This is a genomic window from Chelatococcus reniformis, assembly GCF_014640075.1.
GTDB lineage: Bacteria > Pseudomonadota > Alphaproteobacteria > Rhizobiales > Beijerinckiaceae > Camelimonas > Camelimonas reniformis.
Map to the genome: position 1 here is coordinate 142250 of NZ_BMGG01000009.1, position 14431 is coordinate 156680.

Sequence of the window (14431 nt, forward strand, 5' to 3'; positions counted from 1 at the left end):
CTCCTCCCACCGTATGGTTGGCGCTACCTTCGGATGCCGAGCGGAGGGGCACAAGGGCCAGTGCGCGGACGGCCGCGCCCGGCGAGTCGCCGTGCTTCGTCGAACGTGATACCCAGCGCCCCATGCTTGAAGGATTGCCTCCCCACCGCCCGACGCGGCTGCTGCGCCTCGTGACCGACGAAGCCCGGGCCCGGGCGACGACGGAGCTCCTGGGCGAGGTGTTCGATCCGACGGAGACTGCGGTCGCCGCCTTCGAGACGCCTGACGGGACGTGGCTCCTGGAGGCTTATTTCGCCCATGATCCGGACGAGGACGCGGTGCTCGAGCTGATCCGGCCGATCGTCGGCGCAGCAGCCGATCAGGCCGTCTTCGAGGCGATCGAGGAGCGCGACTGGGTCAAGGCGAGCCTCGACGGTCTCAAGCCCGTGCGCGCCGGCCGCATCCTGGTGCACGGCAGCCACGACCGGCACGTGGTGCGCGCCAACGACGTGCCCGTTCAGATCGACGCGGCGCTGGCGTTCGGCACCGGCCACCACGGCACCACGGCAGGCTGCCTGCTGGCGCTGGTCGAGATCGGCAAGGTGCGTCGCCCACGCCGTCTCCTCGATGTCGGCACCGGCACGGGCATCCTGGCGATCGCCGCCGCCAGCTGGCTGAAGCGGCCGGTCGTGGCTGGCGATCTCGATCCATTGGCCATCACGGTGGCGGAGGGCAATGCGCGCCGCAACGGCGTTGCCGGCCGGGTCTCGTTCTACGTCGGGCCGGGAACGCGCCATCCGCGCGCCCACGGCCGCCGCTTCGACCTGGTGCTCGCCAATATCCTGGCCAAGCCGTTGCGGCGGCTGGCACCGGCGCTGACCCGCGCCCTGGAGCCAGGTGGAACGCTGGTCCTGTCCGGCCTGATGGCGCCCGATGTCCAAGGCGTGCTGTCGGCCTACGCGGCGCAGGGCCTGTGCCTCGCCCGGCGGCGCGACCGGGATGGCTGGGCGACGCTGGTGCTGCGCCGCGGCGGAGCTGCGCCGCGACGTCGGCGGCTTCCGGCCTACGACCGCGCCTGACGGAGCGGGTGATCGTTGAGCTGCGCGGTCCGCGGCAACAGCTCGACCAGGGCCTCGGCTGCGCGCGTCAGGTAACGCTCCTTGTGGCGCAGCAGAAAAAAGGCGCGGGCGGGCAGGGCGATGTCCACGGCGGCGAGGGTGCCCGCCTCGAGCGCGCCGGCCACCACCAGCCGGGAGATGACGGTGGCTCCGGCCCCGGCCTCGACCGCGGCCCGCACCGCCTCGTTGGACGGCAGCTCGAGCGCGACGTCGAGATCGCCCGCCGCGACGCCGAAGCGCGGCAGGGCCCCTTCGAAGATCGCCCGCGTCCCCGATCCGGGCTCGCGCAGCACCCAGCGTGCCTGCGTGAGCTCGCGGCCGGCGATCTGCCGGCCTGCCCAGGGATGGGCGGCCGGCACCACCAGCACCAGGCCGTCGTGCGCGAGGCAGGTGGCGGCGACGGTCGGATCATCGATCTCGCCCTCGACGAAGCCGAGGTCGGCGGCGGCGTCATGGACGAGGGCCGCGACCCGCTCGGTGTTGCCGATGCTGAGGCTCACCTCGATCCTGGGATAGCTCTCCTTGAAACGGTGGAGATAGGCGGGCAGCCAGTAGTTGGCGACGGTCTGGCTGGCGCTCAGGACGAGCGAGCCGCGCACCACGCCGGCGAGATCTGTCAGCACCGTCTCCGCCGCTGCCGCCCGAACGAGAACGGCCTTGGCCTCCACCAGGAAGAGCCGCCCGGCATCGGTCAGCGCGATGCGCCGGCCGACGCGGTCGAACAGCTTGGTCGCGTAGCGCGCCTCGAGCGCGGCGACGGCAGCGCTGGTCGCCGACTGGGTCAGATGCAACTCGCGGGCGGCCCGGGTGACATGCTCCCGCTCGGCGACGGCGACGAAGATGCGGAGCTGTTCGAGCGTCACCGAAGCGTGGTCCGTGCCGGGTCCATGGGGCCGTGGGAGGGGCGACCATGCGCCGATTCAGCAGCCGGGGCGAGCGCTTTCACCAAGCCGCGGCAAGCCCGGCCGGATCTCGCCGCGCGGCCCGGACACGCTCCAGCTCTGGAATTGGAGCGCCCGCGCCAAGCTCCTAGCCGATCAGCTTGACGAGCGTCAGGCTGAACGTTGCGATGAAAGCGAACGAGGCGGCAGCCAGCGCGAGGGGACGCGCGCCCTTCGCCTTGAGCTTGCCGATGTTGGTCTCCAGCCCCATCGCCGCGAGCGCCATCGCCAGCAGGAACGTGGTGCCGGTGGCGATGGCGGCACGGACCTCGGGCGGGACGGCGATGATGCTGTTGACTGCCACCAGGGCGATGAAACCCAGCACGAACCAGGGCATGGGTGCCTTGCCGCGCCCGTCGTGACGGCTCTCGCCCCGGGCACGCCGCGCCGCCAGGAGGCCGAGCGCGATCACCACGGGCGCCAGCATCATGACGCGAGTAAGCTTGGCGACGGTGCCGAACTCACCGGCCTCTTTGCCGTCCTGGAAGGCGGCGGCCACTACCTGCGCGATCTCGTGGATGGAGGCGCCGCTCCACAGTCCGTAGCTGTGGGCGTCGAGATGAAGCAGGCCCGGCAGCAGCGGATAGGTGAACATGGCGATCGAACCGAACACGGTGACGCACGCGATTGCGTAGGCGACATCTTCGTCGCTCGCCCGGGTGACGGTGTTGGTCGCGATCACGGCGGAGGCCCCACAGATCGAGGTGCCGGCGGCGATGAGCTCGGCCAGACCGCGGTCGACGCCGATTCGGCGGCCCAGGGTGACCGTGAACACGAAGGTCGCAGCCAGCGTCAGGGCGATGACGGCGACCCCGCCGGCGCCGACGGCCGCGACCTGTTCGGCGGTGAGCTGCAATCCCAGGAGGACGATGGCGCAGCGCAGCACGCGCCGCAGCGAGAAGGCCACACCCGCCCCGGCGCGTGCCGGCGTGCCGACCAGGTTGTTGAGCGCGGTGCCGATCAGGATGGCCAGGATCAGGGGGCTGAAGGTGGCGACTCCGGGCAGTTCGCGAAGCGCGAAGGCCACACCGGCGATGGCACCGGTCAGTAGGAGGCCGGGGGTGATGGCGAACGCTCCGCCGGCGTAGGGCGGCGCTGCGATGCCAGTTCCACCGGGCGGCGCCGGGGCGGCAGTGGTTGTGGCCATGGTCGAGCTCCTGATGTCTCGACGCGATGGTCTCAACTCACATTTAATCGATCCAACGCATTATTCATGTTGGATTGATCGGAAAAAGCGATTTAGCGAGACGCCGAAGCGCGCATTCGCCTCCCCGATTTTTGTCTAATCAATTGATAAATCTTCAACTTCGTATTCGAACCAGCGCCGGCCGCACGTGTCGCGCGGAGAATACTTTCCCCGCAGCCGCGCGCCGCTGGGCAACGCCGCGTGCAAGGCGCAGCGCTCGGACAACCAGAGGGAGGGAGGGCAGGGGGGGCGATAACCGGGAGCTGCGGCAGGTCCGCGCGACGGTCCCGCGGCGCCATGGGACGGGCGCGGCCAGCCCGGGCGGCCGCCGGAGGCTCTGTCCGATGCGGGGCGTTGTGTGTGGCGAGCTTAGCAAGCAGCGATCAGCGGGCATGCTGCGGCCCGTTGACTTGCGCCGTTCAGGCGCGCAAACGGCGACCGTTGCTCCGGTCTGAGCCGCCATCCGCCCGGACATGCAACCATGGGGATGCGGTGCCGGGCCGGAAGGCTTGAAGCGCTCCGGACTTAAGGATCCGGCGCGCACGATCCGCTCGGACAAACGCATCCGAGCGGGGCATGCTTGGCCCGGCTTAGCGGACCAGTTGCGTGGAGTAGATAAGTCCGGTCTGCTGATCGGAGTAGGCACCCATTTCCTTGAGCTGCTCCGGGCCGAGGTAGGCAGCTTCGCTCAGGGCGTGGGACAGGTCGCGGTTGCGGTTGGCGGCGCCGAAGATCGAACGCAGCAGGCCGCTCAGGCGGGTCGTCGTGGCAGGCCGCTGGTAGTGCATGCCGCCGAAAGTGGTCGTAGTCATCGGTCCATCTCCTCATAGGAAAGACAGCCCAGACGTTCCTCTTATTCTTGTATGCTCCCTATTTAGTTTATGCTGCACCTGCGAAAAAGAGCGGTTTGCGCATGTTTGCCATCGCGCGGATGCATGGCTTGGACGCGGCTGAATGATATTCCGCAGATAGCGGCGCAGCAGAGGATAAGGTTGCAATGGAAACGGATCGTTTTTCCGGCGGACGGTGATTAGGGAAGCGGCACGTCAGTGCGTGCGCCAGGCGAACCACATCTTCAACTGCATGGACGAAATTAGAACATGTTCAAATCCGTCTTTCAGTCCTTCGACGACATCGCCGATCCGGGAGCAGGCCGCCAACGGGTCGCGTCGCTGCGAGCCGAGTTGAAGCAACGCGGTCTCGACGGCTTCATCGTGCCGCGCGCCGACGAGCATCAGGGCGAATACGTGCCGGCGCGGGCCGAGCGCCTGGCCTGGCTCACCGGCTTCACCGGCTCGGCGGGAACGGCAGTCGTGCTGCCGGCCAGCGCCTGCGTCGTCGTCGACGGCCGCTACACCCTCCAGGCGCCCCAGCAGGTGGACACCGGCGTCTTCGAACCGGTGGCGTCGACGGCGACGACGCCCGAGGCCTGGATCTCCGCCCATCTGAAGGTCGGCGAGCGCTTCGCCTATGACCCGTGGCTGCACACCCGCGACGGGGTGCAGCGGCTGAGGGCCGCGGTGGAGCGCGCCGGCGGCGAGCTGGTCGCCGTCGAGACCAATCCACTCGATGCCATCTGGTCCGATCAGCCGGCCGCGCCGAAGGGCCGCGTGAAGCTGCACGACCCAGCACTAGCCGGCGAGACCACGCTGGCCAAGCTGGCCGACGTTGCCGATGCGCTGGCGAAGGACAAATGCGATGCGCTGGTCATCAGCGATCCGCACAATCTGTGCTGGCTCTTCAACATCCGCGGTTCCGACGTGCCGCACACACCGCTGGCGCTCGGCTATGGCGTGGTGCCGCGGGATGGCCGGCCCATCCTTCTGATCGACGCGGCCAAGCTCGGCGGCGACGTCCGCCCGGTCCTCGCCGGCGTGGCCGAGCTTGCCGATCCTGCCGAATTCGCCGCCCGGATCGCCGATGCGGCCCGGGCCGGCGGCAGCGTGCGGATCGACGCGGCGACGGCGGCGGCTGCCCTCGCCGACGTCGTCGAGGGGGCCGGCGGCACCGCTAGCCTCGGGCAGGATCCCATCACGCTGTTGAAGGCCCGCAAGAACGCCGCCGAGATCGAAGGCAGCCGGGCCGCTCACCGCCGCGACGGGGCCGCGGTCACCCGGTTCCTCAGGTGGTTCGACGACAGCGCCGCAGACGGCAAGCTGACGGAGATCGATGCCGTGGAGGCGTTGGAGTCGTTCCGCCGCGAGACCAACCTGCTGGCCGACGTCTCGTTCCCGACGATCGCAGGCGCCGGCGCCAATGGCGCCATCGTGCACTACCGCGTGACGCGCCAGACCAACCGGCCGATCGGCTCAGGGCTGTTCCTGATCGATTCGGGCGCCCAGTACGAGGACGGCACCACTGATATCACCCGGACCCTGCCGGTGGGCCCGGTCGATGCGGAGATGCGGGACCGCTTCACCCGGGTGCTCAAGGGCCACATCGCCGTGGCCACTGCTGTGTTCCCGCGCGGCACGTGGGGGGCGCAGATCGACAGCTTCGCGCGCAGACCCCTGTGGGAGGCGGGCCTCGACTTCGAGCACGGCACCGGGCATGGCGTCGGCAGCTTCCTGTCGGTGCACGAGGGCCCGCAGCGCATCTCGCGCCTGGGCAACGTGGCGCTGGAGCCGGGCATGATTCTTTCGAACGAGCCCGGCTACTACAAGACAGGGGCCTACGGCATCCGCATCGAGAACCTGCTGCTGGTGGAGGAACGATCCATTGCGGGCGCGGAAAAGCCGATGCTGGGTTTCGAGACGCTGACGCTGGCGCCGTTCGACCTGCGCCTGATCGACGGCGCGCTGCTCACACCGTCGGAGCGGGACTGGGTCGACGCCTACCACGCCCGCGTCCGCGACGCGCTGGCGCCCCTGCTGTCCGATGCCGACAGGGAATGGCTGCTGGCAGCCACCGCGCCGCTCGCCCCATGACGAAAGGGCCGACACGGCGACGTGTCGGCCCTCCTCCGCCGCGGCGCGGCGGCGGCTTTCGCAAGCGGCCAAATGCAACGCGGGCCGCTTGCGAGCTTGGAACTCGTTCGATCGGCGGAAAGCACCCGCTCGGCGATAATCGCTCCAGATCGAATCACTCGGGCGGGCGCTATTCGATAATCTGCACCACGCGGCGCGTGCCCGGATCGACCACCACAACGCGATCGTTCACGGTGGTGTAACGGTAGCCCCGGCCGTATTCCTCGGGCACCTCCCGGTAGGTCACGCCGCTCTGCGGCAGGACCGTACCGACCCGCACGGTCTCGCGATAGGTGTAGTTGGGCGCCGGCCGCTCGACGACATACTCGCGGAAGCGGGGCTGCTGATCCGCGGCGATGCCGCCGACGATCGCACCGGTCACGCCGCCCACCGCCGCGCCGACAGGGCCACCGACGATGGCGCCGCCGACCGCGCCGGTTGCTGCGCCCGCTGCCGCGCCGGCACCCTGGTCCTGGGCATAGGCGGCGGGGGCGGCGAGAATCGTGAGTGCGGCCAGGGCCGCAAAGGTCTTGCGCATGTTGATGCTCCATCGCCAAAGGCGTACCTGGCCGGGCCAGCCCACGGCGAGCCCGGTCAGCGCAGTTGGCATCAGTGGTCTGTGGGCCGCTCGCAATGATTGAGCTGTAATTGCTCAAGAGCGCCCTTGCGGCACATCAACGTTTGCTTCCGGATCTGGTTCCGGGGGCCGATTTACATCGACCTTAGCTGGAATATGACCTAGCCGCTGGTGGCGCCATCTTGGCGGCGCTCCAGATTGTCGAAGCCGGGCCGGGGCGGCTGACGGAAACCTCTCTGCGGTCAGCATTGATGGCCGTGCTGGCCTTCGCTCAAGGCGTGCGTTGGATCGCCACGTCCAGCAGCCGCGCGCCGGTGATCTGAGCGCTTTGCGATGGGCCGGAGCCGCCCGGAGGCGCTCCGGCGCCGCGGCCGAGCGATGGATGCCAGCAGAGCCCGCGCGTCAGCCTTGGGCGGCGCCGCCCTGGTCGGTCGGACGCTGGACCACCGTGGCCCGGCTGAGGTGCACGCCCTTGTTGTCGGCGCGAGGAATGAGCGACGAGACGTCGGCCCGGATGCTGTCGAGCAATTCCAGTGCGCCGCGGCCGTCGGGATAGGTCTGCTCGCGCAGTGACTGGCTCACCACGTCGATCTTCGTGCAGAGTTCCAGAGCGCTGCGGGAGGCGACCCGCGCCATCGATTGCTCGACGGTCTTGAGCTCCTGCAGCAGCTCGCGCCGCAGGTCCCGTTGATCCTCCGCGTCGATGAGAGGCGAAGCGAGCATGCCGCGCAACGCCGCCCAGCGCAGGCCGAGCGCCGGCAGCGAGCCTGAATCGCTGAATTCGGGGTGCGTGGGAATGTTTGCCATAGCTTTGCCTCCTGTTGAATCCGGCAGCCCTGGGCGACCAATGTGGCAAAGGCGAGACTCCTCTACGTCAACCGGCCGCCGTCACCAGGGGAAATCCCAATCACAGTAAATGACCACACGCGGAGGCGGAAAGCTTCATCGCAATTCGCCGGAAATGCTGCTTTATGGTGGATATCACCGTCAGCTCGTCGTCTGCGTCACTGCTGAGCGCGCATACCGGCTGGCGCTGCGCACATGGGCCGCGGCGACGGCGAGCACGGCGACCTCTACCGCAGCGCAGCAAACCGCCACGATGGCGGCCGGCGTCCAGCCGAGCTGGTACGGGCTCGCCATCGTCTTGCTGATCGCGGCCGTGGTCGTCCGGGTGCTCGCAGCGGTCGAAGGCCGGCGCAAGAGGGGGGGCCGGCGCTGCGTCAAGCGCCACGATGAGAGGGCGGGCCCCAGACGCGATCCTCGGTCCAACCGAGCTCTGCAAACTCCGACGCACGCAAGGCGACCTCTTCCGCCAGGAAGAATTCGTCGAGCTGAGGCGGGGGCACGGACGTGCCGCTCAGCATGGCGTGCGCTTGGCCGCGGTGATGGTCCTGATGCTGGAAAAGGTGCAACAGCAGCCGATCCGTCCGCTCTCGCTGAACGCCGGTCGGACGCCGCAGCTCGACGATGCGCTCCAGACCGCGCGCATCCAGCGACTCCACCGCGGCGATCAGGCGGTGGTCGACGTTCATCTGCGCCTCACGCAGCGCCGCCAGCGTTTCGAAAGGGAGCGGCTCCGCCCTGGCGGCCGGGTCAGGCCGGCCGCCCTCCAGGGCGCCTACGTAGAAGTGGTCCACCATCAGGATGTGGGCGAGCGTGGCGGCCAGGCTTGGAAAGAAACCCGTTCGCGGCGCTGTGAGCTCCGCGGGAGAGAGCTTTGCGCAAGCCGCCGATAGACGGTGATTCGCCCACCGGTTGTTGTAGGCCATGGCGCGATAGGGGAGGACCGCATCGGTTGGCATGGAGCGCACTCCCGCGGGCCTCGCCACGCGATCCGGCGGCGGCCTTGCCCGGCCGCCTCGGACGGCGGGAGCGCCCTCAGCCCCGCGTCACGAAGCTGTCGAGCACCATCTTGCGGCCCGCCTTGTCGAAGTCGACCGTCAGCTTGTTGCCATCGACGGCGACGACGGCGCCCGGCCCGAACTTCTGGTGGAACACCCGATCACCGTTGGAAAATGCCGAGCTGCCGGTCGACTTGGCGACGAGCTCGCCTTCGATGACCGTGCCACCGCGCCGGCGAGCCTGGCCGGCGCCGCGGTCGAAGCCGCCATGGCCGGGGCCGCCGCCGCCGGTTCCTCCACGGCCGAAGCCGCCGCCCGGGCTGCCGAAGCCGCGGGCCTGGGCGCGCTGCCAGCCGGGGGTGGCGTAGGACGATGGCGTCTGCCCCACCGTGTCGAAGCGGCTCGCGCCGTAGCCGCCGTAGGAATACGAGGCTGGAGCATCGATGACCTCGACGGCGCTCTCCGGCAGTTCGTCGATGAAGCGGGACGGAACCGTGGCGTTCCACATGCCGTGAATGCGCCGGTTGCTGGCGAAGTAGATCCTGGCCCGGCGCCGCGCCCGCGTCAGGCCGACGTGGGCGAGGCGGCGCTCCTCCTCGAGGCCGGCGCGCCCGCTCTCGTCGAGCGCGCGCTGGTTGGGAAACAGACCCTCTTCCCAGCCGGGCAGGAATACGGTCTCGAATTCGAGGCCCTTGGCGGCGTGCAGCGTCATCAGCGACACGCGCTCGTTGGTGTCGCCGTCGCCGATCTCCATGACCAGTGAGACGTGCTCCAGGAAGGCCTGCAAGTCGGGAAACTCCTCCAACGAGCGCACCAGCTCCTTGAGGTTCTCCAGGCGGCCGGCGGCCTCTGCGGAACGGTCCCGCTGCCACATGTCGGTGTAGCCGGATTCCTCCAGCACGATTTCGGCGAGCTCGCCCTGGCGCAGCGTGTCCATGAGCCCGGACCAGCGCCCGAACGCCGTCAGCAGCTCGCGCAGCGTGCCGCGCGGCTTGGGCTTCAGCTCCTCGGTCTCGACGAGGTAGCGCGCCGCTTCCATCAGCGGGATGCGCGCCGCCCGGGCGTGGGCGTGCAGCACCTGCACGGTGGCGTCGCCCAGCCCGCGCTTGGGCGTGTTGAGGATGCGCTCGAACGCGAGATCATCGGCCGGCGAGGCGACGCAGCGCAGATAGGCGAGGGCGTCGCGGATCTCCATGCGCTCGTAGAATCGCGGCCCGCCGATCACCCGATAGGGCACCCCCAGCTGCACCAGCCGGTCTTCCAGTTCGCGCATCTGGGCAGAGATGCGCACCAGGATGGCCATTTCGGCGAGCGAATGGCCTTTGACGTGCAGCGCCTCGATCTCCTCGCCGACGAGGCGCGCCTCCTCCTCCGAATCCCACGCACCGGTGATCGTCACCGGCTCGCCGGCGACGTCCTCGGTCCTGAGCGTCTTGCCGAGCCGGCCCTGGTTGTGGGCGATGAGCGCGGAGGCGGCAGTGAGGATATGGCCGGTGGAGCGATAATTGCGCTCGAGCCGCACCACCCGGGCGCCCGGAAAATCGTGCTCGAAGCGCAGGATGTTGTCGACCTCCGCGCCGCGCCAGCCGTAGATCGACTGGTCGTCGTCGCCGACGCAGGCAAGGTTGCGCTGACCGGGCTCGCGCCCCTGGGCCAAAAGGCGCAGCCAGAGATACTGGGCGACGTTGGTGTCCTGATACTCGTCGACGAGCACGTAGCGGAACCGCCGCTGATAGAGCTCGAGCACGTCGGCGTTCTCGCGGAACAGTCGGATGGCCTCCACCAGGAGGTCGCCGAAATCGGCCGCATTGAGGGTCTTCAACCGCTCCTGGTAGAGCCTGTAGAGCTCGCCGCCGCGGCCGTTGGCAAAGGCCTGGGCCTCTCCCGGCAGCACCTGGTCCGGCCCGAGGGCGCGGTTCTTCCAGCTGTCGATAAGCCCGGCGAGCTGGCGGGCGGGCCAGCGCTTCTCGTCGATGTTCTCGGCCGCGATCACCTGCTTCATGAGGCGAATCTGGTCGTCGGTGTCGAGGATCGTGAAGTTCGACTTGAGGCCGACGAGCTCCGCGTGGCGGCGCAGGATGCGGGTGCCGATGGAATGGAAGGTGCCGAGCCAGGGCATGCCTTCGGCCACCGCCCCGACGAGGTGGGCGACGCGTTCCTTCATTTCCCGCGCCGCCTTGTTGGTGAAGGTCACCGCCAGGATCTGCGAGGGTTGGGCGCGGCCGGTGGCGAGGATGTGGGCGATGCGCGTGGTGAGGACGCGGGTCTTGCCGGTGCCGGCGCCGGCCAGCACCAGCACGGGGCCTTCGGTGGTTTCGACCGCGAGCCGCTGCTCCGCGTTGAGGCCGCCGAGGTAGCCGGGTTCGGGGCCGGCATGGGCCTTCGCCCGCGCGGCGATGCCACCGGGACGCGGGGTGTGGGCGAGGCCTGGGTCGGACCGGTGGTCGGGGCTCGGCATCGGTTCACTTTGCGAGCGCGATGAGGGCAATTGGCCGGCCGCCGCGCCCACGGGCGCGGCTCGAGCACTTGAACGATTCATACATCCGACCTTGGACCGGAACGGGAACGGATGTCGAGCCCGCAGCTGTCGTCAACGCGGGCCGGTGGCGAGCGGCATCCAGAATACCCATATGGAGATCGAGATTACCGTCGAGGAGTGCACCCCATGTCCGTTGTGTCGTACTGCCGGATTGTCGCGGTGGTCGCAGGCCTCGGATTCGCTGCCGCCGCTCACGCCCAGGTGGTGGACGAGACGCCCAGCGCCCAGCGGCCCGCGAACACTGTCCGCGGCCTCAATCAGCGCATGAACGAGGACATGCAGATCCGGCAGCAAAACCAGCAGCAGCAGTTCCAGTTCAATCAACAGCAGCAGCAGCTTCAGCAGCTGCAGAACCGGAATCTGCCGACGGTGCCGCGGACCTGCGTGGGCGCGACCTGTTGAGCTGGCGGCCAGCGAGACAGCCCAAGACCGCAGCGCCTTTGCAGTAAGAAGCGCCTTTGCAGTAAGACCTGCGGCCGCGCTATCAGGGCTCGACGCGCTTTCCCGCGAGGGGATGGCGCGCCGCGGAGGGACCGATGCGGGCCATTCACTGCACTGCCTATGGAGATCCCAAGGATCTGATCGTCGCCGAGATTGCGGAGCCGTCGCCCGAACCGGGCGATGCGGTCGTCGCGGTGGAAGCGGTCGGACTCGGCTTTGTCGACGGCCTGCACGTGCGGGGCGGCTATCAGGTCAAGAGGCCTCTGCCCTTCGTGCCGGGCAGTGAAATCGCCGGGCGCATCGTAGCGGTGGGGCCAGCGGTCCGGCCCGACCTCGTCGGGCAACGGGTCATGGCTCTGGCCGAACGCGGCGGACTGGCGGAACGGGCATTGGTTACAGCCGAGCAGTGCATTCCGTTGCCTGACGGCATCTCCGCGGTGGCGGCCGCCTCCAGCGTCGTCAACTACTCGACGGGAATCTACGGGCTTGAGACATGCGGCCGTGTGCAGCCCGGTGAGACGGTACTCGTCCTCGGCGCCTCCGGCGGCGTCGGCATGGCGGCAATCGATATCGCCAAGGGGATGGGCGCGACGGTCGTCGCGGCCGCCTCGTCGGCGGACAAGCTCGCGGCCTGCCGTGCCCGCGGCGCGGATCTGCTGGTGGATTACAGCGGGCCCGAGTGGCGCAGGGCTCTGGAGCAGGTGCTCGCCGGCCGCCGGCTCGACGTCGTCTACGATCCGGTTGGCGATCGCTGGTCGGAAACCGCCTTCCGCTGTCTGGCGCCGGGAGGGCGTCACCTCGTCGTCGGCTTCGCCGGCGGCGACATTCCCCGCATTCCGCTCAACCTGCCGCTGCTGAAGCGCGCGTCGATCGTCGGCGTCGATTGGGGCGGCCACGTCCGGGCCGACAAGGGGGCCGCGCGCCCGCTGTTCGAACGCCTGCTCGAGCTTGCAGGCCAGGGCCTGATCAGTCCCGAGCCCAGCGCCACCTATCCGCTGGAGGAGGCGCCTTCGGTGATCGAGCGGCTGCTCGGCCGAGCCAATATCGGCAAGCCCGTCATCGTCATGTGATCGGGTCGGGCGCCTTGGCGGAGCTCAATCATTTTCGCCGTTGGATGATCAGCATCCAACGGTGGAAAATGATACAATCCCTTTGAATTTCAATCGCTTATCCTACGACTGGCTGGCTGGGACGCGGTTCATTCGTTGACGGCGTGGCGTCTGTCCTCCGTCCAACCGTAAACGAACACCGGGTCGTCCAGATCGATTGCGGGCAACTCGTCCTTTTCGGCCCAGTAGTTCTGGGTGTGCCGCCATTCCGGCGCCTCGCCGCGTTGCGGCAGCAGGTGCATGCCGCGCATGAGGTAGCCCGGATTGAAGTCTTCCGCGTCCATCCACAGCGAGAGCGGCATGCCGCGATCCTCCGGCCGCAGCGCCACCTCCACCTTATCAGCGCCCTTGACCTCCATGTGGTTGAGCAGGCGGCAGACGAAGTCGGCGATAAGGTCGACCCGAAGCGTCCAGCTGGCGCGGAAATAGCCGAAGACCCACGCGAGATTGGGAACCCCGGTGAACATCATCCCCCGATAGGTCACGGTGTCGGAGAAGGTGAGCGGCTTGCCGTCGATGACGAACGCGATGTCGCCGAGCACGTTGAGGTTGAAGCCGGTCGCGGTGATCACGACGTCCGCGTCGATGGTGGCACCGGATTTGAGCTCGATGCCGGTCTTGGTGAAGCGCTCGATCTCGTCAGTCACCACGGAGGCCCTGCCCGAGGCGATCCCCTGGAACAGGTCGCCATTTGGCACGAAGCCGATGCGTTGCCGCCACGGCCGATAGCGCGGCGTGAAGTGAGTCCCGATATCGTAGTCCGGGCCGAGATGGACACGCACGCCGGCCAGCAGCTCCTGCTTCACCACGTCCGGCTCATCGAAGCAGCGGCGCGTGAAAGCCCCCTGATCGTAGAGGATCTTGCGCCGCACGATCTCGTGGATCCACTCCTCCTTGACCTCGAGCGTCCGCAGCGTGTCCGCCAGGTCGTTCTGGTTGCGCGCGGAGATGTAGTAGGTGGGCGAGCGCTGCAGCAGCGTCACGTGCGCGCAATCGGCGGCGATGGAAGGGACGAGGGTGGCGGCCGTCGCCCCCGATCCGACGACCACCACGCGCTTGCCGGAGAGGTCGAGATCGTCCGGCCAGGTCTGGGGATGGACGATCCGGCCGCCGAACCTGTCCTGGCCGTCCCAGTCGGGCGTGTAGCCTTCAGTGTGCCGATAGTAGCCCTGGCACATCCACAGGAAGCCAGCCGCGATCTGCACGGTCTCGCCGGTGTCGGTGCGGACCGCTTCGACCGTCCATAGGTTGTCGTCGCTCGACCAGGCCGCCGAGACGATACGGTGGCCGTAGCGGATGCGGCCGGCGAGATCGTTTTCGTCGATGACCTCGCTCAGATAGGCGCGGATTTCCGCGGCCGTCGCGATCGGATTGCCGATCCACGGCTTGAATCTGTAGCCGAAGGTGTAGAGGTCGCTGTCCGAGCGGGCGCCGGGATAGCGATGCGTGTGCCAGGTGCCGCCGAAGCTCTCTTGCGCCTCCAGAACGACGAAGCTCATGCCCGGGCATTGCCGGGTAAGATGATAGGCGCTGCCGATCCCGGATATGCCGGCGCCGACGATCAAGACGTCGACGTATTCGGCGGCCTGCGGCCGCCTGCCGCTGCGCGCCGTCGTGCTGAGCGTTGCCATCCCTGACATCATGCGATCCTTCTTGCCTTATGGGCGCAGCTTAGAGCCAATTCCCGCGCTGCGGGAAGCCCTCCAGGTGCACACGGGTCCAGCACGCTTCAAA

The 14431-nt window shown here is 68.6% G+C and carries 14 protein-coding genes; 5 read left to right on the forward strand and 9 right to left on the reverse strand.

The genetic code is table 11. From position 1 onward, the window contains the following. Positions 1 to 122: 122 nt before the first annotated feature. The gene (locus IEW34_RS23405) at positions 123 to 1058 is read left to right on the forward strand and encodes a 50S ribosomal protein L11 methyltransferase (protein WP_188611649.1); all 936 of its coding nucleotides are present in this window, start codon (positions 123 to 125) and stop codon (positions 1056 to 1058) included. Here the strand turns inward: IEW34_RS23405 and IEW34_RS23410 are convergent. The 3 genes from IEW34_RS23410 to IEW34_RS23420 all read right to left on the reverse strand — a co-directional run bounded on the left by IEW34_RS23410 (position 1043) and on the right by IEW34_RS23420 (position 4036). Beyond that, positions 1043 to 1960, reverse strand: a complete 918-nt coding sequence (locus IEW34_RS23410) for a LysR family transcriptional regulator (protein WP_188611650.1) — start codon at positions 1958 to 1960, stop codon at positions 1043 to 1045. The genes IEW34_RS23405 and IEW34_RS23410 overlap by 16 nt on opposite strands. Before the next feature lie 166 nt (positions 1961 to 2126). Continuing rightward, the gene (locus IEW34_RS23415) at positions 2127 to 3185 is read right to left on the reverse strand and encodes a YeiH family protein (protein ID WP_188611651.1); all 1059 of its coding nucleotides are present in this window, start codon (positions 3183 to 3185) and stop codon (positions 2127 to 2129) included. 629 nt (positions 3186 to 3814) lie between these two features. Further along, a complete protein-coding gene (locus IEW34_RS23420; RefSeq protein ID WP_188611652.1) occupies positions 3815 to 4036 on the reverse strand; it encodes a hypothetical protein in 222 nt (73 codons plus the stop codon). A 288-nt stretch (positions 4037 to 4324) separates the two neighbouring features. Here IEW34_RS23420 and IEW34_RS23425 point away from each other — a divergent pair, with 288 nt between their 5' ends. After that, complete coding sequence (locus IEW34_RS23425; RefSeq protein WP_188611653.1) at positions 4325 to 6151, forward strand: aminopeptidase P family protein; 1827 nt, start codon at positions 4325 to 4327, stop codon at positions 6149 to 6151. A 169-nt stretch (positions 6152 to 6320) separates the two neighbouring features. Here the strand turns inward: IEW34_RS23425 and IEW34_RS23430 are convergent, their stop codons facing one another. Continuing rightward, positions 6321 to 6728 carry a DUF1236 domain-containing protein gene (locus IEW34_RS23430; RefSeq protein WP_188611654.1) on the reverse strand — a complete coding sequence of 136 codons (408 nt, stop codon included), beginning with the start codon at positions 6726 to 6728 and terminating at the stop codon, positions 6321 to 6323. A 221-nt stretch (positions 6729 to 6949) separates the two neighbouring features. On the opposite strand from IEW34_RS23430, the gene IEW34_RS23435 reads away from it, so the two are divergent. After that, positions 6950 to 7090, forward strand: coding sequence for a hypothetical protein (locus IEW34_RS23435; RefSeq protein ID WP_188611655.1), 141 nt, complete (start codon positions 6950 to 6952; stop codon positions 7088 to 7090). Between the two features lie 79 nt (positions 7091 to 7169). On the opposite strand, the gene IEW34_RS23440 is transcribed toward IEW34_RS23435, so the two are convergent. From IEW34_RS23440 to IEW34_RS23455, 4 genes are all read right to left on the reverse strand, one after another. After that, positions 7170 to 7574: a hypothetical protein gene (locus tag IEW34_RS23440; RefSeq protein WP_188611656.1), complete on the reverse strand. Its 405-nt coding sequence runs from the start codon at positions 7572 to 7574 to the stop codon at positions 7170 to 7172. Positions 7575 to 7754: 180 nt separating this feature from the next. Beyond that, positions 7755 to 7907 carry a hypothetical protein gene (locus IEW34_RS23445; protein ID WP_188611657.1) on the reverse strand — a complete coding sequence of 51 codons (153 nt, stop codon included), beginning with the start codon at positions 7905 to 7907 and terminating at the stop codon, positions 7755 to 7757. Between the two features lie 80 nt (positions 7908 to 7987). After that, on the reverse strand, positions 7988 to 8569 hold the full coding sequence (locus tag IEW34_RS23450) for a DinB family protein (RefSeq protein WP_188611658.1): 582 nt from the start codon (positions 8567 to 8569) through the stop codon (positions 7988 to 7990). Between the two features lie 76 nt (positions 8570 to 8645). Next, positions 8646 to 11066 (reverse strand): ATP-dependent helicase, encoded by a 2421-nt coding sequence (locus tag IEW34_RS23455; RefSeq protein ID WP_188611659.1) that lies wholly within the window; start codon positions 11064 to 11066, stop codon positions 8646 to 8648. 207 nt (positions 11067 to 11273) lie between these two features. Here IEW34_RS23455 and IEW34_RS23460 point away from each other — a divergent pair, with 207 nt between their 5' ends. After that, on the forward strand, positions 11274 to 11549 hold the full coding sequence (locus tag IEW34_RS23460) for a hypothetical protein (protein WP_188611660.1): 276 nt from the start codon (positions 11274 to 11276) through the stop codon (positions 11547 to 11549). A gap of 134 nt (positions 11550 to 11683) precedes the next feature. Next, positions 11684 to 12658: an NADPH:quinone oxidoreductase family protein gene (locus tag IEW34_RS23465; RefSeq protein ID WP_188611661.1), complete on the forward strand. Its 975-nt coding sequence runs from the start codon at positions 11684 to 11686 to the stop codon at positions 12656 to 12658. Between the two features lie 128 nt (positions 12659 to 12786). On the opposite strand, the gene IEW34_RS23470 is transcribed toward IEW34_RS23465, so the two are convergent. Beyond that, the gene (locus tag IEW34_RS23470; RefSeq protein WP_188611662.1) at positions 12787 to 14337 is read right to left on the reverse strand and encodes a flavin-containing monooxygenase; all 1551 of its coding nucleotides are present in this window, start codon (positions 14335 to 14337) and stop codon (positions 12787 to 12789) included. Positions 14338 to 14431 lie beyond the last annotated feature (94 nt).